The 23,535-nt window shown below is 69.2% G+C and carries 18 protein-coding genes and 2 pseudogenes; 6 read left to right on the top strand and 14 right to left on the bottom strand.

The annotated features are described in order from the left end of the window. Positions 1-285 precede the first annotated feature (285 nt). Positions 286-1,947, top strand: coding sequence for a S1 family peptidase (locus ACQCO7_RS38605; protein WP_464076178.1), 1,662 nt, complete (start codon positions 286-288; stop codon positions 1,945-1,947). A 147-nt stretch (positions 1,948-2,094) separates the two neighbouring features. Here ACQCO7_RS38605 and ACQCO7_RS38600 read toward each other — a convergent pair whose 3' ends face one another. Then, positions 2,095-2,472 carry a hypothetical protein gene (locus tag ACQCO7_RS38600; protein WP_464076177.1) on the bottom strand — a complete coding sequence of 126 codons (378 nt, stop codon included), beginning with the start codon at positions 2,470-2,472 and terminating at the stop codon, positions 2,095-2,097. Between the two features lie 313 nt (positions 2,473-2,785). Between ACQCO7_RS38600 and ACQCO7_RS38595 the strand changes: the two genes are divergently transcribed. After that, positions 2,786-4,260, top strand: a protein-coding gene (locus tag ACQCO7_RS38595) for an IS3 family transposase (RefSeq protein ID WP_464069764.1) whose coding sequence is annotated in 2 segments (ribosomal slippage) — positions 2,786-3,134 and positions 3,134-4,260 — 1,476 coding nt in all. Because the reading frame shifts where the segments join, the coding sequence is not laid out codon by codon here. 35 nt (positions 4,261-4,295) lie between these two features. Here ACQCO7_RS38595 and ACQCO7_RS38590 read toward each other — a convergent pair. The 9 genes and pseudogenes from ACQCO7_RS38590 to ACQCO7_RS38550 form a co-directional block, all read right to left on the bottom strand. Next, positions 4,296-4,433: pseudogene (locus tag ACQCO7_RS38590) on the bottom strand (ISAs1 family transposase); the annotation flags it as partial. Between the two features lie 340 nt (positions 4,434-4,773). Next, positions 4,774-6,030 carry an MFS transporter gene (locus tag ACQCO7_RS38585; protein ID WP_464076176.1) on the bottom strand — a complete coding sequence of 419 codons (1,257 nt, stop codon included), beginning with the start codon at positions 6,028-6,030 and terminating at the stop codon, positions 4,774-4,776. 243 nt (positions 6,031-6,273) lie between these two features. Beyond that, positions 6,274-7,035 carry an SDR family NAD(P)-dependent oxidoreductase gene (locus tag ACQCO7_RS38580; protein ID WP_464076175.1) on the bottom strand — a complete coding sequence of 254 codons (762 nt, stop codon included), beginning with the start codon at positions 7,033-7,035 and terminating at the stop codon, positions 6,274-6,276. A gap of 96 nt (positions 7,036-7,131) precedes the next feature. After that, on the bottom strand, positions 7,132-7,374 hold the full coding sequence (locus tag ACQCO7_RS38575; RefSeq protein WP_464076174.1) for an acyl carrier protein: 243 nt from the start codon (positions 7,372-7,374) through the stop codon (positions 7,132-7,134). An 85-nt stretch (positions 7,375-7,459) separates the two neighbouring features. Further along, entirely contained in the window at positions 7,460-8,716 is a 1,257-nt protein-coding gene (locus tag ACQCO7_RS38570) for an aminotransferase class I/II-fold pyridoxal phosphate-dependent enzyme (protein ID WP_464076173.1), read from the bottom strand. Continuing rightward, positions 8,713-10,698: a condensation domain-containing protein gene (locus ACQCO7_RS38565; RefSeq protein WP_464076172.1), complete on the bottom strand. Its 1,986-nt coding sequence runs from the start codon at positions 10,696-10,698 to the stop codon at positions 8,713-8,715. The genes ACQCO7_RS38570 and ACQCO7_RS38565 overlap by 4 nt, the downstream gene beginning before the upstream one ends. Continuing rightward, positions 10,695-11,957, bottom strand: a complete 1,263-nt coding sequence (gene fabF, locus ACQCO7_RS38560; protein WP_464076171.1) for a beta-ketoacyl-ACP synthase II — start codon at positions 11,955-11,957, stop codon at positions 10,695-10,697. Before fabF ends, ACQCO7_RS38565 begins: the two co-directional genes overlap by 4 nt. Beyond that, positions 11,954-13,645 carry a thiamine pyrophosphate-binding protein gene (locus ACQCO7_RS38555; RefSeq protein ID WP_464076170.1) on the bottom strand — a complete coding sequence of 564 codons (1,692 nt, stop codon included), beginning with the start codon at positions 13,643-13,645 and terminating at the stop codon, positions 11,954-11,956. Before ACQCO7_RS38555 ends, fabF begins: the two co-directional genes overlap by 4 nt. Next, the gene (locus ACQCO7_RS38550) at positions 13,642-16,362 is read right to left on the bottom strand and encodes an aldehyde dehydrogenase family protein (protein WP_464076169.1); all 2,721 of its coding nucleotides are present in this window, start codon (positions 16,360-16,362) and stop codon (positions 13,642-13,644) included. Before ACQCO7_RS38550 ends, ACQCO7_RS38555 begins: the two co-directional genes overlap by 4 nt. A gap of 844 nt (positions 16,363-17,206) precedes the next feature. On the opposite strand from ACQCO7_RS38550, the pseudogene ACQCO7_RS38545 reads away from it, so the two are divergent. Next, positions 17,207-18,127, top strand: a pseudogene (locus tag ACQCO7_RS38545) (IS5 family transposase). 59 nt (positions 18,128-18,186) lie between these two features. On the opposite strand, the gene ACQCO7_RS38540 reads toward ACQCO7_RS38545, so the two are convergent. Continuing rightward, the gene (locus tag ACQCO7_RS38540; RefSeq protein WP_464076168.1) at positions 18,187-18,957 is read right to left on the bottom strand and encodes a transposase; all 771 of its coding nucleotides are present in this window, start codon (positions 18,955-18,957) and stop codon (positions 18,187-18,189) included. 96 nt (positions 18,958-19,053) lie between these two features. Beyond that, positions 19,054-19,557, bottom strand: a complete 504-nt coding sequence (locus ACQCO7_RS38535; protein ID WP_464076167.1) for a DinB family protein — start codon at positions 19,555-19,557, stop codon at positions 19,054-19,056. A 171-nt stretch (positions 19,558-19,728) separates the two neighbouring features. Between ACQCO7_RS38535 and ACQCO7_RS38530 the strand changes: the two genes are divergently transcribed. Together ACQCO7_RS38530 and argB are read left to right on the top strand one after the other, a co-directional pair. Continuing rightward, on the top strand, positions 19,729-20,064 hold the full coding sequence (locus tag ACQCO7_RS38530; protein WP_464076166.1) for a cupin domain-containing protein: 336 nt from the start codon (positions 19,729-19,731) through the stop codon (positions 20,062-20,064). Between the two features lie 594 nt (positions 20,065-20,658). Further along, complete coding sequence (gene argB / locus ACQCO7_RS38525) at positions 20,659-21,534, top strand: acetylglutamate kinase (protein ID WP_464076165.1); 876 nt, start codon at positions 20,659-20,661, stop codon at positions 21,532-21,534. Positions 21,535-21,563: 29 nt separating this feature from the next. Here the strand turns inward: argB and ACQCO7_RS38520 are convergent, their stop codons facing one another. Further along, positions 21,564-22,040, bottom strand: a complete 477-nt coding sequence (locus ACQCO7_RS38520; protein WP_464076164.1) for a GNAT family N-acetyltransferase — start codon at positions 22,038-22,040, stop codon at positions 21,564-21,566. Positions 22,041-22,147: 107 nt separating this feature from the next. Then, positions 22,148-22,348, bottom strand: a complete 201-nt coding sequence (locus ACQCO7_RS38515; protein WP_464076163.1) for an MbtH family protein — start codon at positions 22,346-22,348, stop codon at positions 22,148-22,150. Between the two features lie 101 nt (positions 22,349-22,449). On the opposite strand from ACQCO7_RS38515, the gene ACQCO7_RS38510 reads away from it, so the two are divergent. Continuing rightward, positions 22,450-23,529, top strand: coding sequence for an alpha/beta hydrolase-fold protein (locus ACQCO7_RS38510; protein ID WP_464076162.1), 1,080 nt, complete (start codon positions 22,450-22,452; stop codon positions 23,527-23,529). Positions 23,530-23,535 lie beyond the last annotated feature (6 nt).

Genomic DNA, 23,535 nt, shown 5'->3' with positions numbered 1-23,535 from the left:
GCCCTGTCGATTTACTCCGATGGGGCTTCTTTCGAGCCTCGCCCTCACAGGACTGCGCAGGGCTGATTCAAAATCCTGGGAGGCCTTCCCAAGGTCTCGGCGGACGAGTACTCCCTTCGGTCAGGCCGACGGCACCGGCCTGCGCTTCGTCCCCGTCGAACTCCTCGTCACCGGCTGCCCCACACCCACGCTCGCCCGACTCCCCCCCCCCACGGCACCGCTGCTGTGCCTGTCACGCCTTGCCAGTCTTCCCCTGACTGCAACCATCCGTAGGAGCACTTCTTCATGACCCGTTTCCCCGCCCGCGCCGTACTCGGCGGAGCCATAGCCACCGTCGTGGCGTCAGGCGCCCTCGTCGCCGCGCCCGCCCAGGCGCTGGACGGAACGGTGCCCGTAACCTCGTCGTACGCGTTCACCGCGAAGCTGTCCATCGGCGCCTTCGGAGCCATCGGTGACACTGCCCGCTCCTGCACCGGCACCCTGGTCAACACCCAGTGGCTGCTGACCGCGAGCAGCTGCTTCACCACCGACCCGTCAGCCGGCTTCACCGTCGCGGCAGGTGCGCCGAAGTGGAAGACGACCGCGACCATCGGCCGCACCGACCTCACCACCACCGCCGGCCAGGTCCGCGACGTCGTCGAACTCATCCCCCGTACCGACCGCGACCTGGTCCTGGCGAAGCTCTCCACCCCCGTGCGCGGCATCCTCCCTCTGCGCGCCACCACGATCGCCCCCGCCACCGGGGACACGTTCACGAGCGCCGGATACGGCAGGACGAAGGACACCTGGGTCCCCGACACCCTGCGCACCGGTTCCCTGACGGCCGGCCAGACCACCGCCACCGGCGTGGACATCGACGGCACCCCGCTGTGCAAGGGCGACACCGGCGCCCCCGTCGTCCGCGAACAGGACGGACAGCGCGAACTCGCCGCCGTGGTCACCGGGTCCTGGCAGGGCGGTTGCCTCGGCTCGACGGAGACCCGCACCGGCGCCACCGCCACCCGCGTCGACGACCTTGCCGCCTGGATCAGGCAGTCCACCGCCTCGACGCTCACCCCCTGGCGCCTCCAGATGGTGACGACCGCGAACAAGGACCTCTTCCACACCGTCCGCGACAGCAACGGGGACTGGTCCGCGTTCGGCGACGTCGAGCGCGCCGCCGGCGGCATCGGGGACATCGCGGTCGCCGCCGACGCCGCGATCTCCGGCACCAACCACGTCCTCGCGCTCGGCGCGGACGGCGTCGTCTACGAGGCCACCCGCAACGCCAACGGCACCTGGGTCGCCTTCCGCCCCCTCACCGCCGAACTCGGCACCCTCGCCGGGATCAGGAAGATCGCCGTCACCTCGATCGGCAGCGACCTCGGCCTCGCCGCCATCACCGGCAGCCGCGTCTACCACGCCGTCCGCGACGCCGACGGAAAGTGGAGCAAGTGGGGCGATGTCACCGCGAGCCTCGGCACCCTCGGCAGCGCCCCGGTCGACATCGCCGCCGCCCGCGTCGACAACGCCACCCACATCGGCGTCGTCACCGCCGACGGCAAGGCGTTCCACACCATCCGCAACAGCGACCGCACGTGGGAGAAGTGGGGCGAGATCACCAAGGTCCCCGGCAGCCCCGCCAAGGTCAGCGGCATCGCTCTCGCCGGGACCGGCACCGACCTCCAGGCCGTCCTCACCGAACCCACCGGCGGCATCAAGCACATCGCCCGCGCGGCCTCCGGCGTCTGGGGCGACTTCGGCAACCTGAACGGCATCCTCGGCACCACCCCCGTCACCGGCATCAGCGCCGCCGCCGTCGACAACGAGTTCCACACCGCGATCATCACCGGCGGCCGGATCAAGCACACCGTGCGCCACACCGACGGCACCTGGGAACCCGCCGACACACCCCCCGGCACCCCCGCCGACCCCACCACCCTCGCCCTCACCGGCAGCTGGAACTGACGCAGCCCAGGACTGACACAAGGTGACAGGGCCGGCTCTCGCTCCGGGACCGGCCCTGTCACCCAGGTCCAGCCGCCGCCCTGAATGGTCATCAGGAAGCGTCGAGCAGGGCGCCCGAACTCTCCTGTGGCTGCGTCGTGCAGGGCGTCAGTGAGACTCCGCGACCTTGTCATGGAGCGGACAGCCGAAGGAAAAGCGTGCCGGGTTCTCGAACTGCTCGGCGTTGTTCTGATAGACGAGCTCCCAGCCCTCCTCATCGTATTCAGCCACGTGGACAGGCTGCTCGGCGGCCATCCCCTTCTCGTCCATGACGATGTACGGGAACTTGTGCCGGGCCTCGGCGATCCGGGGATCGGTCTTCCCCGCGCGGAAGGCCACCGAGGGGTTCAACCAGAGCCTGACGAAGCCATCGGCCTCACCGTCCAGGGCGACGTAGCGGTGCTCCACCAGCCACGCGATTCTCGCTCGCAGGGTCTCCTGGTCCAGGCTCAGCTCCGCTGCCTCCTGCGCGTAGTTGAAGCGCACGGGAGCGTCTCCTTCGAGTTTCGCCACCAGACGGACCATTAGGTGCACCATGCTGTCCGCGTCCCTTGAGCGGCGGCGCTTCTTCCTGCCGGAGCGCTGCTCGGCGACACGGAGTTGGTGGCGGTACTGGAAATCGGCCGCAAGAAGTCCCTGACCGTGGCAGATGACCTGATCGCACGTGCATGTCTTCATGACCGGGAAACGAGAGACGAACCCACCGGGTCACCCGCGCCGCCCCGGCGTCCCTCTCTGTCAAAGTGACTCAAGCCAGGCATACTGGATGATTCATTGAGTCGAGGGCGGAGAAGGAGGAGTGCCCGTAGTGGCCAGCACCAACGACCACGGGGCCCCGGATCCGCAGGTGACACCCCGGTCGGCCGGGCAGCGGCGGTACTCGGCGGATTACAAGGCGCGGATCCTGGCCGAGTACGAGACGCTCGACAAGCAGGGCAAGGGTGCCCTGCTGCGGCGCGAGGGTCTGTACTCGTCGCTGATCACGAACTGGCGCCAGCAGCGGGACAACGGCGCGAAGGCGGCGCTCGCCGCCCCTGCGGGCCGGCCGAAGGCAGATCCCGGAGAGAAGGAGATCGCCCGGCTCGAAGCCGAAAACGCCAGGCTCCGCAGCGAGTTGGGCAAGGCCCGCACCGTCATCGAGGTGCAGGGAAAACTCTCCGCGCTGCTGGATCAACTCGCCACGGGCAGCGACGGGACGACGGGCGAGAAGCCGTGACGGCAGCGGGAGGGGTCTTCGAGGCCGCCCGCGCCAAGGCCCTGGAATCGCTGTCGTTGCTGGTGGGACGGGTGCAGGCGTGCGCCGCGCTCGGCCTGAGCCGGGCGACCTGGTATCGGCACCACCGCACGTCCCCGGCTCCGGTGCGGCCGAAGCGGGAGCGCAAGTGGCATCCGCGGGCCCTGACAGAGACGGAGGAGGCGAAGGTCCTGGCCGTGCTGCGCTCGGCCGAGTTCGTCGGCATGGCGCCCGCCGAGATCTGTGCGGTGCTGCTGGACCGCGGCATCTGCCTGTGCTCGGAGGCGACGATGTACCGGATCCTGCGCAGGCACGGCGAGGTGCGCGAACGGCGCCGGCAGGCCACGCATCCGCCGCGCAAGAAGCCCGAGCTGATCGCCACCGCACCGAACCGGGTGTGGTCGTGGGACATCACGAAGCTGAAGGGCCCGGTCAAGGGCAGCTGTTTCTGCCTCTACACGATCATCGACATCTACAGCCGCTACACGGTCGGCTGGATGGTTGCCGCCTCGGAGAACAAGGAGCTGGCCGAGCGGTTCCTGTCCTCGACGATCACCAGGTACCCAGTGGAGCAGGGCCAGTTGACGATCCACTCTGACCGCGGATCACCGATGATTGCCCACAATGTCGCGCAGATGCTGAACAACCTGGGCGTCACCAAGTCGCACTCGCGGCCCAAGACCTCCAACGACAATCCGTACTCGGAGAGTCAGTACAAGACCCTCAAATACCGGCATGACTTTCCCGAGCGGTTCGGCTGCATCGAGGACGCCCGCGCCTGGTGCACCGGTTTCTTCGACTGGTACAACCTCGCCCACCGGCACTCCGGAATAGCCATGCACACCCCCTTCGATGTCCACTTCGGCCTCGCCGGCCAGCTCCGCGAGATGCGCGCCGACGTCCTCGCGAGCGTCTACCGCCAGCACCCCGAACGATTCGTCCGCGGGGCACCCGAACCCCCGAAACTCCCCGAGGCCGCCTGGATCAACAAGCCCCCCGACCCCCGACACGACGATCAAACGATCCCGGCACAGGGATAGAACGATCTACCTGCCTTGATCGCGTTGACAGGCTCCGTCGCGAGGTAGTGGGCGCCGCGGCTGCGCAGATAGCGGGCGTGGTCGTGCTGGATGTGCAGGGCGTCGGCGGTAACGATCGCTGCGTCGAGGTCGATCGTGTCCAGCAGCGGGGCGAGGGCCGGGATTTCTCCGTCGGCTGCCGCAACCCTGGCGATGATGTGCTCACAGCACCTTGCGCCGGACATCCGCACCACGGCAGCCGCCCACAGGAATTCACGGCGATGCGCACATTGCAGGTCCACCTCGTCGACCTGCTCGGGAATGCTCCCTGTACCTGCCGGCTGACGGTCGTTCCGTTCCTGGGAACCGCCGCCGTGAGCATCGCTACGGGAGCCAGTTACAGCGTCGTGCCCCTGGACGCCGAAGGAAGCCTCGCAGTGGTGGACATGGAGATTCATGTGCAGGCGACCATCTCCCCCTACCACCGTCACCGTTCGGGGAGGCGTTCACGTACGCAGGGCCGATCCGCTCCGTTCATCGCAGGGACCGGAGCGTCGGGCTCGCGGCGACCAGGCCGGCGCACGCCAGTACGGCGCTGCCGCAGACCAGGAACAGCGGCGTCGTACCGTACGGCAGCAGGGCCCCTGCAATCGCGTAGGAGAGCGGGTCGAACGCCACCGTGGCCAGCACGACGAGGCTCAGTACGCGACCGTGCAGATGCTCGGGCACGTGCTCCTGCAGGGTGGCCACGATGACCACGCCGAGGAAGCCGGACCCGATGCCGATGAGGGAGACGACGGCCGTCGCGGTAACGACATGCATGACGGCCGTGAGCCCGGCCACGCCCGCGCCGATCGCGGCGACCCCACCGATCACGATCCAGCCGCGCCGCCCGGACGACAGCCATCCGGCCAGCAGCGAACCGGCCAGTGCTCCGGCACCAAAGCCGGAAAGCACGATGCCCAACGCCCAGGCGCCGCCCAGGCGTTGGTCGGCGAGCACCGCGCCGCCCACGATGACGGGGCCCACGACCGCGATGTTGACCAGCGCGACCGCGCCCAGCATTCCCCGTACCAGCGGTTCACGCCAGACGTAGCGCAGGCCTGTCCGGAGGGCCTGGAAGCTGCTCGACTGTTCGTCGTCGGCGACATCCGGTCCGGCGTCGTCTTCGGGCCGCCTGCCAGGTCGTGCCACGCGGCGGAGCGGCCCGAGGGTGAAGGCGGCCGAGGCGGCCAGCACGGCGATCCCGCCGAGCGTCGCTTCGAAGCCGACGGCGGCGACGACTCCGGCGGCCACCGCCGGGCCGACCAGATCGCCTCCGGACTCCGCACCCTGCACCAGGGCGTTGACCCGGGAGAGCTTCTCGGTCGGTACGACCACGGGCAGCAGTGCGAGGGCCGCCGGGAAGTACACGGCATCGGCCACACCGAGCAGTGCGGCGAGCACCGTGACCATCGCGAGGGACGCCGAAGTGAACGTGACCAGCGCGCCGAGCGTAAGCAGTACGGCCACCCGTAGCCAGGAGGCAGCGCCCACGACGCGGGCGGGGCCCAAGCGGTCGACCAGTACTCCCGCGGGCACCAGCAGCACCGCCCTCGGCAGCGCCACGGCCACCAGGACGAACCCCGTACTCATCCCGGGGTCGGACAGTTCGAGTACGAAGAGCGTGAGCCAGACGAGGAACAGCGCGTCAACGACGGCTGCCAGCCCCTGGCCCACGACCAGGCGGCGCAGGTGCGACTCGCCGAGTGGTTCGCGCGGCACGGCAGGGGCGGTCGGCTCCGACGTCATCGCCCGCCCCCTGACCTGCCTCGCGGAGCGTTCCCGGGGGCAGCGCCCCACCTGGAACCGGAGACTTGGCTGCTTCCGGTGTGTGCGGTGTCGTCCCCGAGGTGGTCGGGGCCGCCCGCTGCCAGGCAGACGCGACCGTACCGCGCACTGATCAACTGCATGTACCTCTCCGCTCACTGACTTCCGGTGGGACGCTCCGCTCGGCCAGGGACAGCACGGCCACGCGGCACACGCTGCACTGCGCTAGGCGATGTGTGTGCCTCCGTCGATCGTCAACGTGGTGCCGGTGACGTAGGAGGCTGCGTCGGAGACGAGGAAGATCAGGGCCGCGGCGAGTTCGTCGGGCTCTCCGATGCGGCCCGACAGCACCCGGGGCATCATCTCCTCCAGGTAGCCGTCGGCGTACCCGTCGGTCATCGCCGTGTCGAAGAGGCCCGGTGCGAGGGCGTTCACGCGGATGCCCTTGGTGGGGGTCCACTGCTGGGCAAGGTCGCGGGTGAGGCCGAGGAGTCCGGCTTTCGACGCCGTGTACGCGGCCTGGGGCAGACCCCCCGTGACCAGCGCGAGGATGCTGGAGACGTTCACGATGGAGCTGCCGGGGAGCATCACCGCGCCTGCGGCCTGGGCCATCCAGTAGGAGCCGTTGAGGTTGGTGTCGATGACCTCGCGGAACTGTTCCGGCGTCTCCTCGGTCGCGTCCCGTTCGCTGCTGATGCCGGCGTTGTTGACGAGGATGTCCACTCGCCCAAACTCGTGGACTGCCGCGTCGATCAGCGCGCGGCAGTCCTGTGGCCTGGCGATGTCGGTGCGTACGGCAACGGCCCGGCGGCCGAGATTCTCGACCGTCTCACGCACCTCCTCTAGTTTTTCGGCGCGTCGTGCTGCGAGCACGACGTCGGCACCGGCCTCGGCCAGGGCGGTGGCGAAGGCGACGCCGAGACCGGAGGAGGCGCCGGTGACCACCGCGACACGGTTGTCGAGCCGGAAGCGGTCCAGGATGCTCATGACCGATCGCCTGTGCCAGGAACGAAGCCGTGCATGTCAGCTCTCCCGGGAGGTGTCGTGGTGGGTCCGGTCCGTCGCAAGGGCCCCGTGCAGGAGTCAGCCGTCTTCGGTGATGAAGCCCACCACGTCGCCGACGGTCCTCAGCGATGCGGTGCTGCCCTCGGGGAACTTCACCCCGTACGCGTCTTCGACAGCGACGGTGATTTCCACCATCGACAGGGAGTCAATGTCGAGGTCCTCGGTGAAGGTCTTCTCCAGGGTCACCTCGGTGGAGGGGATTCCGGTGACCTCTTCGACGAGCTTGGCAACGGTGCGCAGAACGTCGGTGTTGTCGGGCACGGGTTCCTCGTTTCTTGTTGCTTGTCGGGTGGACGGAGGACGACTCGGCGTCCCGACGGGGACGTCATGCGGCACCGACGGGGAGTCAGAGCCCGAGGCGGCGTCGGTAGGTGCGGAGGGTACGCAGGAAGCCGTCCATCTGCTCCTCGGTGTGGCCCGCGTGCGGGAACAGGCGCAGGAGGGCCTGGTTGCGGGAGACTGCCGGGTAGGAGAAGACGGGGACGAGGTAGCCGTCCGCGACGAACCACTCCCGCATCTGCAGAGCTGCGGCATCGCTGCCGATCGGGACCGAGAGCATGTACGAGTCAGTGGGCGTCGTCTGGATACCGGCCTCGTGGATCTGGCGGCGCAGGCGGTCTGCGTGCGCCAGGTAGTCGTCCACGATCCGGGGTTCGGCGGCGAGGGCTTCGATGGTGTGCGTGGCGGCGTGGGCGGTGGGCGGCTGGATGGCGGCGGTGAACATGGAGGTGCCGGAGAGGAGTTCGAAGGCGTCGATGGCTGCAGCCGGTCCGGCGATAGCGCCGCCTTCGAGGCCGATGGCCTTGGAGAGGGACACCATGACGAAGTCGGCCCGCTCGCGGATCGCGGCGGCTTCGCGGGCGTAAGGACGGTTCTCGGGACCGTAGACCATGAAGCCGTTGGCGTCGTCGATCATGCTGATCGCGCCGTGCCGGTCGCACTCGTCGAGGATCTCCACGATCGGGCCCATGGTGCCGTCGGCGGAGTAGATGCTCTCGGCGATCACCACGGTCTTGCGGGGCTCGCGGGCCGGTATCCGGTCGAGGATGCGTGCGAGGTCGGCGACGTCGTTGTGCCGGAACGCGTGGACGTTGCGGCCGTAGCCGAGTCCTTCGAGGCCCTTCCAGATGCTCCAGTGGCAGTCGCGGTCGGCGACGAAGACGGTGTCGTGGTTGCTCACCTGGATGCCGGTGTCGAAGTGTGCGCAACTGCTCATGGCGGTGACGAACCCGATGTTGGCCAGCAGCCCGGTGGCGAAGCTGATGGTCTGTTCCTTGCCGGTGTGGCGGGCGATCGTCTCCTCCAGCACCTGGTGCGGGCGGCAGATGCCCTGGGTCATCCGGGAGCCGCTGGTGGTCAGACCGTGGGCGCGTGCCCCCTCCGCGAAGTGCCGGCGTACCGGGATGTGACGCTCCAGGTCGAGGAAGCTGATGCTGGCGAAGTTCACCAGCTCGCGGCCTCCCTGGACGATGGTCGGCCCGACGGGGCCCTCGACCACCGGTGGGCGGTACGCGGTGTCGTGGGCGTTGGCCTCGACGAATGCGGCGAAGCCCCACGGGGCCAGGCGGTCCACGGACTGTGCTCGGACGTGGGACGTGGTCATGGTGAGGTTTCTCCTCCAGGAGAGACGCGGGGCGACAGAGGTTCCAGGGCTGCAGCGAGGTGGCCGAGCGAGGCCGTTCCGGCCAGTTCGTCGGACGCGATCCCGGTGAAGCCGAACTGGGCGAGCACCGCCAGCAGCCGGGGCACGGCGACCAACGTGACGCCGTGTTCGGCGAGACAGCGGTTCATGTTCACGGCGTCTGGGCCACCGAGGGCGTCGGCAGCAAAGCCGCCGGGCCCAGCGGCGAACACGGCTGCGGCTAGGGCTCGTTCAGCACTTGTCGCAGGCAGGCGCGACGGGACCCGTAACATGTCCGTGCCGTCCTCGGCGGCAGGCGATCGATCTGGCGGACCACAGGGAACCGGTCCTGCCTGTGACAGGACATAGCGGCCCGGGGCCACAAGAAACGGCACTTCGCCGAGGTGGTCCAGCACGTGCCGGTGCAGCTCGTCGGTGGTGACGCCGGGAGCGACGCGGGCACGCGCGACGAGATGCGGCTCCTCGTCCTGCACGGCAGCCTCCTCGCTCGGCAACACCGTCACCTCGTGCACCCCGGGATGGCGGCGCAGTACGTCTTCGACGTCGGCGGGGCGTACCCATCCCTGCGGGGCGCGCCACCATCCGGGGGCGACCTGTAGAAGTGGGCGTGCCGGAAGGTGGCCATCAGCTCCCTGGGCGAGCGAACGCAGAAGTCCGCACAGCCGGGCAGGCAGCTCCAGTGCCTGCGCTGCGTCGAGTAGGTGGTCTCCGACGGTGACGTCCAGCGTGACGAATCCGCCGTCGTGGCTGAAGTCGACGTAGAGCGTCTCGCAGGGCTCGTCGGGTGTACTGCGCAGCCAGTTGGCGGACCCTTCCGGCGGGGTGTTGTAGGCGGGTACCAGGTAGTCCCGCTGCCAGGCGTAGCAGTTGTACTCGATGGTGGGTACGGTCGCGACGCCGCGGCGGCGGTCCAGGCGGGCCTGGGCGGCGACCAGTTCCGCGGGTCGCCACTGGCCGTGCCGGTACGCGGTGGCTGAGGCTGCGGCGACCGAGGCCACCACCTCGCCGAAGGGAGCGCCAGGCCGGAGGTCGATCTGGACGGGAACCGTCAGGGCCCGCACTCCGATGCTGTCGCGCAGCGCGGCTCGCGCCCGGTTGGCGACCACCACCGAGGCGAGGAACCGGTGTTCCCCGGTGCGGGAGGCCACATCGTGGGCCAGTGCAGCGAGTACGACGGTCTCCGGGCTGACTCGATGGCGCTGGGCGACGCGGTCGAGGTCGTGGTAGGCCTCCGTCGAACGGTACTGGAGACGGTGCCGCCCCTCGCCGTCCTGGGTCCCGCCGAACGGGGCCAGCACGCCGGTCGGGTTGCTTGCGTAGCGCATCAGCCACTCACGCTCCGCCGCGTGGGCGCGTTCCAGGGGCTGGGCGTCGATCAGGTCGAGCGGATGCGGTGGCGCGTCGGATGGTGCATCGTCGCCGCGCAGGAGAGCGTGCAGCTGGTCGATCAGTACGGCAAGACCCCAGCCGTCGATCAGGAGGTGGTGGGCGGTGACCAGGACCGCGCGCGGCTTCCCCGCCTCCAGCAGCACCCGGGCCCTCCAAGGGGGTTGCTGCACGGGGTCGATCGGGTGGACGGCCAGTGACGCGGTGGCGGCGTCCAGGGTTTCGGCGTCGACGGCGGGTACGTCGACGGAGTCGAGAGGCAGCGGCGCCCAGTCGGCGCGGTGGACATGCTGTACCGGGTGGAGGGGGTCGACGGTGGTGCGCAGAGCCTCGTGGCGTTCTGTGAGGGCCACGAGCGCCTCGTGGACGTCGGCGACGGTCGCCGGGGGCGGGACGTGGCAGTGGTCGGCGAGCGGAGTCGGGTTGACCCGCCGGGCAGCCGGGATGGTGTGTTCGAACCAGTGCCACTGCTGGACCCAGGTCAGCGGCCCGCTGCGGACGACGGCGGCAGGGCCGGGGGGCGGCTCTGCCGCATGATGCGTGCCCCGGACTCTCATGCTGTCCGGACCACGAGTGCCGCGTTGTGGCCGCCGAATCCGAACGAGTTGCTGAGCGCGACCCGAAGTCGCTCGTGGTGCTGCGCCTGCTGCGGTACGAAGTTGATGTCCGGCTCGATCGGCTCGTCGCAGTTGATCGTCGGCGGGACGTCACCCGTGCGCAGGGCCTGGATCGACGCCACCAACTCGACGGCGCCGGCGGCCCCGATCATGTGTCCGGTCATCGACTTGGTGGAACTGACCGGGATCCGGGTGACGCGGTCGCCCAGCACCTTGCGCAGGACGCCCATCTCGGTGGCGTCGTTCAACTGTGTTCCGGTGCCGTGGGCGTTGACGTAGTCCACTTCCCATCCCGTGATCCCCGCGTCGCGCAGTGCCGCTTCGACGGCGAGGCACGCACCCCGCCCTTCCGGATGCGGGGCGGTCCAGTGGTGGGCGTCCGAACTCGCCCCGTAACCCGCGAGTTCGGCCAGCGGCGTCGCTCCGCGCGCCTCGGCTACCTCAGCTGCCTCCAGGACCAGGACGGCGGCTCCCTCACTCATCACGAACCCGTCGCGCCGCACGTCGAACGGCCGGCACGCGGCAGTCGGGTCGTCGTTGCGCCGGGACAGTGCGAGGGCGTTGCCGCTGCCCGCGAGGTCGACGGTGGTGACGCAGGCGTCGGCGCCGCCGACGATCACGACGTCGGCCTCCCCGTGGCTGATCATGCGCATTCCTGCGCCCACCGCGTCCGTTCCGCTGGCGCAGGCCGTGCTCTGGGCGCGGCTGGGACCCTGGGTGCCCAGCCGCATGCTGATCTCACCGGCGGCGCTGTCCATGGCGGTCGTGATCTGGGTGAACGGCCCGATCGCCCGGGGCCCTTTGTCGCGCAGCCTGTCCGCGGCACGGTAGATCGATCCGACCGGGCCGTAACCGCTGCCGATGATCACGGCGACCTGCGGCGCCAGATCGTCATTGACGACGAGTCCGGCGTGCTCGACGGCCTCCAGCGCGGCGGCCAGCGCGTACTGCGCGTACGGATCGGCGCGGCGGACAACCGGCTGGGGCATGTAGCGGCCCGGAGTGAAGCCACGGACCTGGCCGCCGATCCGCACCCCGAGATCGGTCACGTCGATCGCTTCCACGGTGTCGATGCCGCTGTGCCCGGCCAGCATCGCCTTCCACGTCTCCTCGACGCTGTGGCCCAGCGGCGTCACGGCCCCGTAGCCGGTGACCATCACCCGGCGCCGGGCGTCGCCCAGCCCTCGTGCGTGTGTCACTGCGGTACCACCTCGGCGTCGCGGATGGGCGGGGCGATGTCGTCCGGGGCGACCGGCACCATGAGCACGGCAGTGCCTCCCTGTGCGCAGAACTGCCGCGCGGTACGGATCTCGTCGGTCAGCGCGGCCTTGTCGCGGAGAACGCGATAGTGGATGTCCGGTCCGTCCACCGCGGGCGGGGGTGCTCCGGGGCGGGTGAAGGGGTGACGTTCGGCGTCGAGGCCGAGCTTGGCGCGCTGGGCGTCCAGCCAGCCGTAGCCGCCGTTGCACAGCACCACGTACAGCACACCTCCGTACGCCGGGGCGGTGACGGCGATGTCCGCGCGGGCTGCGAGGAACGCTCCGTCGCCGACGAGCGCGGTCACCTCGTGGTCAGGGGCGGCCCGTTTGACCCCGATGGCCGCTGTCGCCCCGAAGCCGAGCGGGGTCTGCTCCGACGGGACAACAGATCCGCCGCCGCTGTGGAAGGGGAAGCAGTAGGACCACATGTCCTGCAACCCGTTCTCCTGCACCAGCACGCGACGCTCGCCGGAGGTCGCGTCGAGCGCGGCGAGCAGCTCGGCGATGCGGATCTCCGGCAGGGATGCCGCATGGGTCAGTTCCGCTGTCACTTCGAGCGACATGACGTGACGGGCAACGGTGATCGCGTCGGCCCACGCCGCGTCCGTGCGCTCGTCCTCGCGTCCTTCCTTCAGTGCCCGAGTCCAGCCGAGCACGGCCTGCCGGGCGTCGCCGAGCACGCGCGGGCCGGCGAACTCGGCCGACAGCCCGCCCGGGTCGACGTTGACCTGGACCACCTCCACCTCGGGCCATGGGGTTCCGCCCTCGACGGCCGTCTCCTCCAGCCGCCCGGCGAGCGACACCACCAGGTCGCAGGACTCCCACAACTCACGGGCCGGGGCAGTCGCGTAGAGGCCGGCCAGGCCGCAGAACAGGGGGTGGCGTTCGTCTACGGCCCCGCGCCCGGACGCGGTGGTGAAGAGCGCCGCACCGAGGCGTTCGGCGAAGTACTCGACCGCGGCGTCGTCGTTGCGGTGGCGCATTCCCCCGCCCACCAGCACCACGGGACGCCGGCTCGCGCGGATCGCGTCCAGTGCCGGTCCGGACGGCACGGCATCGGACTCCGGGACCAGCACCTCGGGCAGAGTCGGCTGCGGTCCCGTCACAAGGAACTCCGTTGTGCGGACGTCGTCGGGGATCTCCAGGTATACGGGTCCTGACGGCGGGCCCATGGCACGGGTCAGGGCGGTCACGGTCGCGGGGACGACCCGGTCCGGATGCCCTACCCGGTGGGCCCAGCGCACGAGCGGCGCTGTTACGGCGACCTGGTCGAGTTCCTGGAACCCACCGCTGCCCCGCCGCCTTTCGGGCGCACCGGCGGCGAGCACGAGGACCGGCGCGCCGGACTCGCGCGCCTCCAGAAGCCCCGTGGCCGCGTGCGTGACGGCCGGGCCCTTCCCCAGCGCGCACACGCCGACGCGGCCCGACTGGAGCGCGTAACCGGTCGCCATGTACATCGCGTTGCGCTGGTCACGGCACGGAACCAGGTCCACGCCCGCGGCATCCAGGGCGCGCAGCAGCTCCAGGTCGTCACCGGGCAGCCCGAAGCAGGTGTCCACACCGTTCGTCACCAGCACGTCGACGACCGCGGACCACGCGTCGCCGTACCGTCTGCTCCCCTGGGTCATTTCGCACCCGCCGCGATGGAGCCGGAGGCAGGAAGGTGCTGTGCCACGGCCTGCGACATGAGCAGTGGTTCGGCGTGCCGCTCGCCGCCGTAGAAGACGTAGTTCGCCATCAGGCCGTACCCGCCGAAGGGGCGGTTGCCGTCCTCGGCGTCCAGCAGCGTGTGGTTGACACAGATCTGGTGACGTTTGGCCAGGACCTTCACCGTCTCCGGGTCGTTGCCGTAGACCATCGCCCCCAGTGCGCGTTCGTTGAAGAACGGGCTCGACAGTCGCTCCCGCAGCCGCCTGGCGCTGGGGTAGGCCACGACGTTGAACACCGGGGCGAACATCTCGTCCACGGGGAACTTGTCGTCGTAGCCCCACAGCAGCACGGTCGGCTCGACTCTGCGGGACGGCAGGTCGATGCGTCCGCCGTACCGGATGCGGCTCACGTGGCGCACCAGGTAGTCCGAGCAGTCGACCAGCGCCGAGTGGTAGTAGATCGGACCGTAGTCGGCGTCGGGGTCGCTGTTCTGCCCGAAACTCAGCGAATCCAGATGTGTGGAAAGAAGGTCGACGAATTCCTCGGTGCGGCCTTGTGGTGTGAACACGACGTCGGGGCCGGAGCAGTCCTGACCGGAATTGCAGAGCCGGATTTTCGCCACGTCCTCGGCGGCTCGTCTGAGAACCGCGTCCGGTGCGATCACGAACGGATTGATGCCTCGACCGAAGAAGAGGAAGAGCTGGTCCTCCGACAGTCCTTCGCGGACGATCTCGGCATTGGTGAATTTTCCGGTGAAGACGATGACGTCCACCTCGCGCACCGGCCCCGTGACGAATTTGCGCTGGCTAAGTTCGGACAGCTCGATGGGTAATCGGTGTACCGGAGACAGTAAGTCGTGCAGGCGTTGCACTTGGCCTTTTATTTCGGTGGACGGCCGGAAGACGACGCTGTCGGTGTAGAGGGATGCCACGAGCATGTACAGGGCGTAAGAGTAGAGCGGGATGTTGGAGGGCATGAAGATCGCGGCCCGAGGCACGCGGCAGGGCTGGACCCGGCGGATCTCCTCCTCTGCCCCGTCCAGGGTGGCCAGGAACGAACCTATCTCCGCTGCGGCGGTGTGATGGGGCGAGATCTCGGTGAGGATCCTCATCACCGCGTCCTCGTGGTCAGCCACGTACCGGCGCACCGCACGCAGCGCGTCGAGGCGCTCGGCGAAGGGAATGCGGTAGTCGGACGGGTCGGCTGTCGGGCCGGGCGCGGTCGCGTCCGTGGTGGCGCGGTACGAAGGGGGCAGCGAGGTCATGGCGATCTTCTCCAGAGCGGTCCGATCGGGCTTGCCCGTGTTCGTCAGAGGCAGCGCGGAAAGCACGACGACGTGGTCGGGCTGCTCATAGCGGGCGAGCGCCGAGCCCAGCAGACTCTTCCAGTACGCGGGTTCGTGCTCGTCCGGGTCGACGACCACGAACACCAGGCGGCTCCCCAAGCGTTTGTCGGGGACCGCAACGACCTGCGTCTGTGCGCCGACCGACTCGGCCTGCTCGGCGAGCTGGTCGGGGTAGAGCGTGTGTCCGTCACGGTGCACGGCGTTCTTGCGCCCCACGGGGAAGACCCGGCCCATGTCGTCGATCAGGCCGATGTCGCCGGTGCGGTGGACAGGACCCGGCACCGGAACGATCTCGCCGCCTTCGCTGAGATGTCCGGTCATCAGGCCTTCGCCGCGTATGACGAGCTCGCCGAGTCGGCCGGCGGGCAGGGGCCTGCCGTGCTCGTCCTGAACCTCGACGGTGACACCGGGCAGCGGTGTGCCGCACCCGACTGGATCACCGGGGGGCGCCAGGGCGATGTTCCCCACCTCGGTCGCTCCGTAGCCGTCGAGCAGGTGACGTCCGGTGCGGGCGTGAAAGCGTGCCGCCAGACTGCGACCCAGTGGTGCGCCGCCCACGCACCATGCCCGTACCGGTTTCAAGGTGTCGGCCAGAGCGGGGTGGCGGTCGAACAGGTTGAGCAGGCTGTAGTAGGTGGACGGGGCCGCATCGACGATGGAGAGTCCGTGGTCCGCACCGCACACCAGCGCACGGTCCAGGCGCGTGGTGGGCCCGTAGACGACGAGTGTGCCGCCGCGCAGCCACCAGCACAGGACCAGCGACAGACCGTACTGGTGGGAGTAGGGCAGGACGGGCAGGAACACGTCGTCAGGCCGATATCCCATGCGTTCCGCGCTGACTTCCAGGTTGCGCAGAATCGAACGCCCGGAGCGGACGATCCCCTTGGGATCTCCTGTCGTGCCCGACGACCACGAGATCACGGCGTCCCGTCGCCGTGACCATGCCTCGATGTCGGGCGCGGTCGCAGGACGGGGGAAGCGTGGTGCTGCGTTGCCGCCCGTGTCGTCGCCGAGCTCGAACTTCACGCGCGCCTGAGCCCGGATCCGCGCTCGCTGTGCCGGCGTTGCCCGGTGATCGGTCAGTACCACCGAGGCGTCGAGGTGAATGAGTGCGGGGAGATGGACGACCCATTCCTCGGAGTTGGCTCCGCTCACCATGACACGTGAACCTGGTCCGATACCGCGCCGCGCCAGAGCCTCAGCGGCATCATGTATTCGGTCCTCGATTTCCTGCGTCTCCCAGATCGTTCCCTCGGGCAATACCAAACGCCTGACAACGGGCAACTCGTGCTCCTTGAAGCTGATTCGCGGCCCTGCTCGAGCGCACTCCAAAATGGCTGTGCCTGCCATGGTGCAGAGAGGAAAGGAACGCGGGAAGGAGAGCTCCTTGATGCCAGAGGCGTATTCCTGACTTCGCGGGCGCACAGATCTGAACAACCCGTTAGTCCCGTGTCGTCCCCTATTCTCGTTCGAGATTCACCGAACTCGAATATGCCACACCCTCGGCGCCACCTGAGAGATCTATTGAGCCAAAAAGCTCTGGGGCCAATGTTGTTGGTCGGTCGTGAGTCAACCAGTGGGATACGGGTGGGACTGGCCTCCGCATACAGGGGCAGCTGTGCGGCACTGGCAGGTTCCACGCTGGCAGCAAGCCCGGGCCTGTCGGAGCCACCCGACTGCGCGGAACGCTGGTCAGAACTGCGGGCTGTCGGAGGGCACAGCGGCAGTCAGCTGGCTGAGATGCACTGGCACCCAGCCCGCCCTGGGGCGAGGCCCGGCCGCGACACGCCTCTGTTGAGTCAGACCGCGGACGGACACCGGACCGGCGACATACCCCGGGAGAGCCAGCCCCGAAGAGCGGCAGACGGTTCACGAGTCACCCGGCCCGGCGATGCTGGGCCGGTGCCAGGACAGAGGAAGAGGAGACGCCGGCAGCAGGACGTGAGGCGGCAGGCTGCTGCTCGCACTGCTCCGGACACGGGGAGTTGGCAAGTGCTCTTCGAGACTCAGGATGAGGCGGAATGGCGTGCTCACCTCCGTGCCCTGCGTGCAGGGGAGGAGAGGATCGACTGGGCGATGACCCGGATCGACACGCTCTGCGGGCGACTGGTGCAGCCGACTGCCTACCGGTTGAGCCTGTTCGTACCGGCCCCCGTGTGTGGTCCCGACCGAAACCACCCTGATCATTGATCTTGTGGCGGGTCGCGGCGAGTCGACGGATCGGGCGTGGGAGCGGACAGCTCCGCTGTTGCCGCAGGTTGACGGCCGGGGGCGGCCGTGGCGGGATCACCGGCAGGTGGTCAACGGAGTGCTGTGGCGGCTGCGGACGGGGGCGCCGTGGCGTGACCTGCCTGAACGCTACGGTCCCTGGCAGACCGTGTACGAGCGGTTCGCCCGGTGGGAGGCGGACGGGACCTGGGCCAGGCTGCCGGAGCACGTCCAGGTCCGCGACGACGCGGTCGGCGCCGTCGAGTGGACGGTGTCGGTGGACTCCACCATCAACCGGGCTCACCAGCACGCCGCCGACGCCCGCAAAAAGGGGAAGCCGACAGGGACGAATCCCGCGAACTGGCGGATCCGGAACACTCGGCGGCGCGGCAGGCCCCCGGCCGGTCCCGGAGCGGGTTGACGACCAAGGTCCACCTCGCGGTGGACGGCCGCAGCCCACCGATGTCGGTCGTACTCACCCCGGGTGACGTCAACGACTCCACCGTCTTCGAACAGGTACTGACGGCCATCCGCATCCCTCGGAGCGGGCGCGGACGGCCCCGCACCCGCCCCGACCGGGTGATCGCCGACAAGGCGTACTCGTCCCGCGCTATCCGGGCGTGGTGCCGACGGCACGGTGTCGCCGTGACGATCCCCGAGCGCACCGACCAGGTGGCCAACCGGCTGCGGCGCGGCTCGCACGGCGGACGCCCGCCCGCCTTCGGAGCCGAGACCTACAAGCGTCGCAACGTCATCGAGCGCCGCTTCAGCCGCTTGAAACAGTTCCGCGCAGTGGCCACCCGCTTCGACAAACTCGCTGAACACTACCGCGCCGGGCTCCACCTCGCGGCACCCATCCTCTGGCTCCGCGAACCCGCCCACTGATCATTTGTCAGACAGGGCCTAAGGGCTGTCCCGCAATGATTTTCCGACAGCCCGAACGTCGCCGGTCACGGCACCCGTCGCCTATCCGGCAAGGGTGAGATTGTGCAGGCGAGCGACACCGCGCATGGCGTGGTGCACGCCGGTTCCTTTGAGGCGGCAGTCGCGAAGGATCTTCCAGTCTTTCATGCGGGCAAAGGTGTGCTCGACGCGGGCGCGGACCTTGCGATGTAGGCGGTTGTGCTCCTGCTTCCAGGCTGGGAGCTCGGCTTGGCCGGGCTCGCGGCGGTGTGGGATGACCAGGCCAGTACCGCGGTAGCCGCCGTCTGCGATCACCGTGGTGTTGCCGACGGCAGCTTTGGCCCCCGATAGTTCCCATGCCATGCAGTCATTGCGGTTGCCCGGCAGGGGCTGGCCGACTGCGACGACCAGGCGGCTGTCGGCGTCGATGACGACTTGGTGGTTGGTGGAATACCTATAGTTCTTCGACTGCTCGGCCACCGTGTGGTCGCGAGTGGGGACCAGGGTTCCGTCCACGATCAGTACGGTGTCCTTGCGGAATCGCCGACGTGGTTGGAGCGCGAGCAGGGGGCCCAGATGGTTGATGATGCGGTCGGCAGCAGACTTCGAGACACCGAACAGCGGAGCGAGTTGGCGCATCGCCAAGTTCGTGCGCCAGTAGGCGGCAACTAGCAGGACGCGGTCTTCCAGCGGCAGACTCCACGGCCGGCCCCGCCGCGCCGCCTCCACCCCTTCGCGCCGTAGCGCGGTAACCAGCTTGCGGAACTGGCCTGGGCCCAGCCCGGTGAACGGGGATATCCAGGAGGGTTCCGACGCTGTGGTCACACCAGTCATGGCGTGATCATCTCGCACTGCGCGCACCCTTGGAACAGCCGCCACCCCAGGTCCACCGGGTCGGATTGGCGGGTCGGATCAGACCCGCCTGTCGCCCTACTCGCCGACTGCCCCGTCGATCGCTTCGCGCAGCAGGTCGGCATGACCGTTGTGACGGGCGTACTCCTCGATCATGTGGGTCAGGACATACCGCAGCGAGATGGTCTCGCCCCGGAAAACAACCGTGTCGTCGAGGGAGTCGAAGGACTCCGTGACTGCGCGGGAGTCTTCACACGCCTGTCGCCACAACGTGAACGCCTCGTCGTCGTCTGTGTCGGTCACGAGGAACTCCCCGAGAACGCCGTCGACCGCCGGCCACCGGGGCGTGAGCTGTTCTCGGTTCAGTACGAAGCGGAACCAGCCGGTCTCCACCTCGGCCGCGTGCCGGACGAGGCCGAGGAGGGTAAGGCTGGAGGTCGGAACAGCTCTCTGCTTCAGCTGGTCACCAGTCAGGCCCTGGCACTTCATGGCCAAAGTGGCACGCTGATAGTCGAGGAACGAGGTGAGCGACATCCGGTCGTCGGCCACCTTGGAAGGGTGTATCCGCTGGTAATCCGTCACCGAGCGATCATGGCAAAGGCCCGGCCTGGGGGGTCACCAGGGTCCGGGGAGTGGACACGGAACCGCGCCTGAGGCGAGGGGGCTCCACCGGCGCTGCGGCACCAGATCGCTTAGAACTCGTAACAGGATCAAGGGTGTTGCGCTCCCCGGGCCCAGCATTAGGGTCCCGTCATGGAGATCATCAAGGGCGCAGGCGTGTGGACGCACCCCGGCGAAGCGGGCAACGACTGGATCGAACAGCTACGGACGTCGGATCTGTCGGTGGGGACGTACTGCATCCCGGTCGGCGGGCGAGATGCCCAGAGCCCGCACACCGAGGATGAGATCTATGTCGTCACAGCCGGACGCGCCAAGATCGAAACACCAGGCCGGACGGACATAGTGAGTCCCGGGACGGTGATCTTCGTGCCGGCCGGTGAAGAGCACCGATTTACAGAAGTGGCCGAAGACCTGGTACTACTCGTGGTGTTCGGACCTGCGTACGGCTCGCGCTCGCCCAAGTCTTAACGATCAGCAGGTGGCTCTCCTCAGACGCCGCCAGCAGATCAGGCTGCAGGCACAGCCGGTCATCCACCGGCTTCCGCCCCGGTGACCGCTCGGGCCAGGGCGGAAGCAGCGGTTCGATCCGTGCCCACAAGCCGGGGTCCACGATCCACGGCCGAGTCGTCACACGACACGAACGGCCGGATCATCGCATCGGTCACGCCCGATCAGGACACCACAACAAGATCGTGTTACGAGCTCTTACGGGACAGCCTTTAGCGCCGATCGGGAAGCGGTACGCCCCAACACAGAAGGGTGCCGCTCTCGGGCGGTGCGGCCAGGGTGAGTTCACCGCCCAGGTTCCGTGCTCGCTCGCTCCCGGGGGCGGCCGGGGCTGTCTCCGGGAGGCTCCGTCCGCTCAGACCCTCGGTCACCGCCGAGAGCAGCGCGGAGGATGACAGAAACCACCCGGCATTAGTTAGTTTAGGCTAACCTAATAATCCCGCCGGGGCGGGTGTCGTCCGTACGACGGACGGCGTGCGACCCCCGCCGTTCGTGATCCGGACATCACCGAGTGGTACGACCGTTCCAGCCCGGCCCACGAGGCCGGGCCCGTCCATGAATGGAGTGGCCCCCGTGAGTGTGACCGCTGCCCGGGAGAGCCTCGCAACCCTGCCGCAGGAGTTGCGAGGCGGTGTGGTCGTCGTCAAGTTCGGCGGCAACGCCATGGTCGACGACGAACTCCGGCGCACCTTCGCCGAGGACGTCGTCGAGCTGTGGCGGGCCGGGGTACGGCCGGTCGTCGTGCACGGCGGTGGACCGCAGATCAGCGCGATGCTCGACCGGCTCGGCCTGGAGACCCGTTTCGAGGCGGGGCTGAGGGTGACCACGCCGGAGACGATGGAGGTCGTCCGGATGGTCCTCACCGGGCGCGTGCAGCGGGAGTTGGTCGGTGCCATCAACGCGCACGGCCCCTTCGCGGTCGGTCTGACCGGCGAGGACGCGCACACGATGACGGCCGTACGGCGGCCCGCGTGGGTGGACGGCCGTCCGGTCGACATCGGGCTCGTCGGGGAGGTCGTCGACGTCGACCCGGACACCGTGCGCGCGCTCCTCGACCAGGGCCGCATCCCCGTCGTCTCGCCGGTCGCGCGTGGCGCCGACGGCGAGGTCTACAACGTCAACGCCGACCTCGCGGCCTCCGCACTCGCCTCGGCCCTCGACGCCGAACGCCTGGTGATGCTCACCGACGTGCCGGGGCTGTACGCGGACTGGCCGCGCCGCGAGGAGGTCGTGCCCCGGCTGACGGCCGGTGAACTCCAGGCGCTGCTGCCGGAGTTGGCGAGCGGGATGCTGCCGAAGATGGAGGGGTGTCTGCGGGCGGTGCGGGGTGGGGTGCGGCGGGCCCAGGTGATCGACGGGCGGGTGCCGCATGCCGTTGTGCGGAGTCTGCTGGAGGGGGAGGGGGGTACGACGGTGGTGCCGGACGCGTAAGTCCCTTTACGCGGGCTGCGGTTGCGGGCTCACCGGACGCGGTGGACCAGGACGCGCGAGCCCTGCCTCGGTTGCCAGCCGGGCGGGGTCGTGCCCATGCGCGCCGGGGTGAAGCCGTGCCTCAGGAAGAGCGCGCCACTGCCTGCCGTAGCGGTGAACAGCGCGGTCAGGGAGAGGAGTTGAGCGCGTTCCAGAGCGGCGCGCATCAGGCGTCCGCCGACCCCGGCACCCTGACGCCCCTCCACCACACAGAAGTTGTAGAGCACCCCGGCCTCGCCGCACGCCTTCAGGCCCACGCAGCCGTCGAGTTCACCCCCGAGGAACTCGACGACGAGGAACTCGGCGGCATGAGTGGCGTACAGGTCCGCCGGACGCTCGCGCAGTGCTCCGGAGAGGGCGAACGGACGGGACAGCGCGGCGAGTTGCTCGGCGTCGTCCCGGCGTGCGGGGCGCACGAGGGAGACCGGCGAAGCGGTGGCGAGGGGGGCCGGGTGGGGGGTGGCCATGGTCAAGGCGTGTCCTTCCTCTGTCACGTCGCACGAGCACTGCCGTCTCGACGAAAAAAGCAAGGTTAGCCTTACCTAATACATCGGCCAAACTCGACCCCCACGGCTCACCCCGCGAGTGAACGCGGGCGCAGGTCCGTCCAGTTGGCCTCGACGTACGCCAGGCACGCCTCCCGCGACTCCTCGCCGAACGCGACCGTCCAGCCGCCGGGGACCTCCACGAAGGACGGCCACAGCGAGTGCTGGCCCTCACCGTTCACCAGGACCAGGAAACGGCCTTCGGCGTCGTCGAACGGGTTCGTGCTCATGTTCCGGGCCTCCTGGAAACAGACATCAACGTTAGGTTAGGCTCGCCTAATCGAAGCTGAGCCTAGTCTGTCCCCTCCCCTCTCACAAGGAGACACCTGCCGTGACCGACAACGCCTTCACCGAGTACGGGATCTACGGCGAGGTCGGCACCGACGCGTTCTGGACGGCCGTCGACGGGCCCAAGTCGGTCCCCGCCGACGGGGGTTGGCGCACCCTGTTCCTGTGGCGCGGCGACGAGGCCCGCATCGGGTTCGAGAGCTGGTCGGGGCCGGTCGCGCTGACCCGCTGGGCCGACACGGACTGCTGGTACGCCGAGGTCCCGATGCCTGAACGCCTGCGCGTCACCTACCAGTTCCTCGTCGGCGCGGACGCGCACGCCGATCCCTTCAACCCCTTCGGCGCCGGGGGCGACCGGTCGATCGCCTCGACGCCGGACGCCCCGGCGCAGCCGTACTGGCCTGCGGTGGGGGTGGACGCGGTGCTGCCGGTGCCGCGCGCTCGGGTGCGGTGGGCGAGTGAGCGGCTCGGGGGGCGACGTACCGTCCGGCTCCATCCCGTGGGCGGGGGTGGGCCGTTGGTGCTGTTGCTGGACGGCGACGACTGGCTGTACCTGCACCCCGCGACGACCGCGTTCGACGCGGCTTTCGAGGCCGGTGAGCTGCCGCCGGTCACCCTCGCCTTTCTCCCGGCCAAGGACCGCGAGGCCGAGTACACGTGCCGTCCCGAGCTGTGGGAGGCGGTCCGGGACGAACTCCTCCCGCTGGTGGCCGGGTCGGGGGTACCGGCCGACCTCTCGCGGCTCGTGGCCGTCGGCCAGAGCTTCGGGGGGCTCAGCGCGCTGTACGCGGCCCTGGAATTCCCCGAGTTGGTGTCCAGGGTGGCGTGTCAGTCGGGGTCGTTCTGGTGGACGCCGGAGGCTGTGGGGTCCGCTGATCCGCTGGGTGGGGTGGTCGGGGGTGTGATGGCGGACCGGGTGCGGGAAGCGGGGCAACTGGGCGGCCTGCGGGTCGCGTTCGACCTCGGGGAGCACGAGCGGGCGATGCTGCCGCACTGTGAGCTGGTGGAGGGGCTGGTGGAGAGCGCCGGGGCGCGGGTGCGCGTGTCGCGCGCGGCGGCGGATCACGATCGGGCGGGGTGGCGGGGGGCGTTGGTGCGGGACGTGGGGTGGCTGCTGGGGTGAGGGACC

The organism is Streptomyces saintjeani, assembly GCF_055409605.1.
The sequence above is the reverse complement of the archived record's forward strand: the minus strand, read 5'-3'. Positions and strand labels throughout refer to the sequence as shown.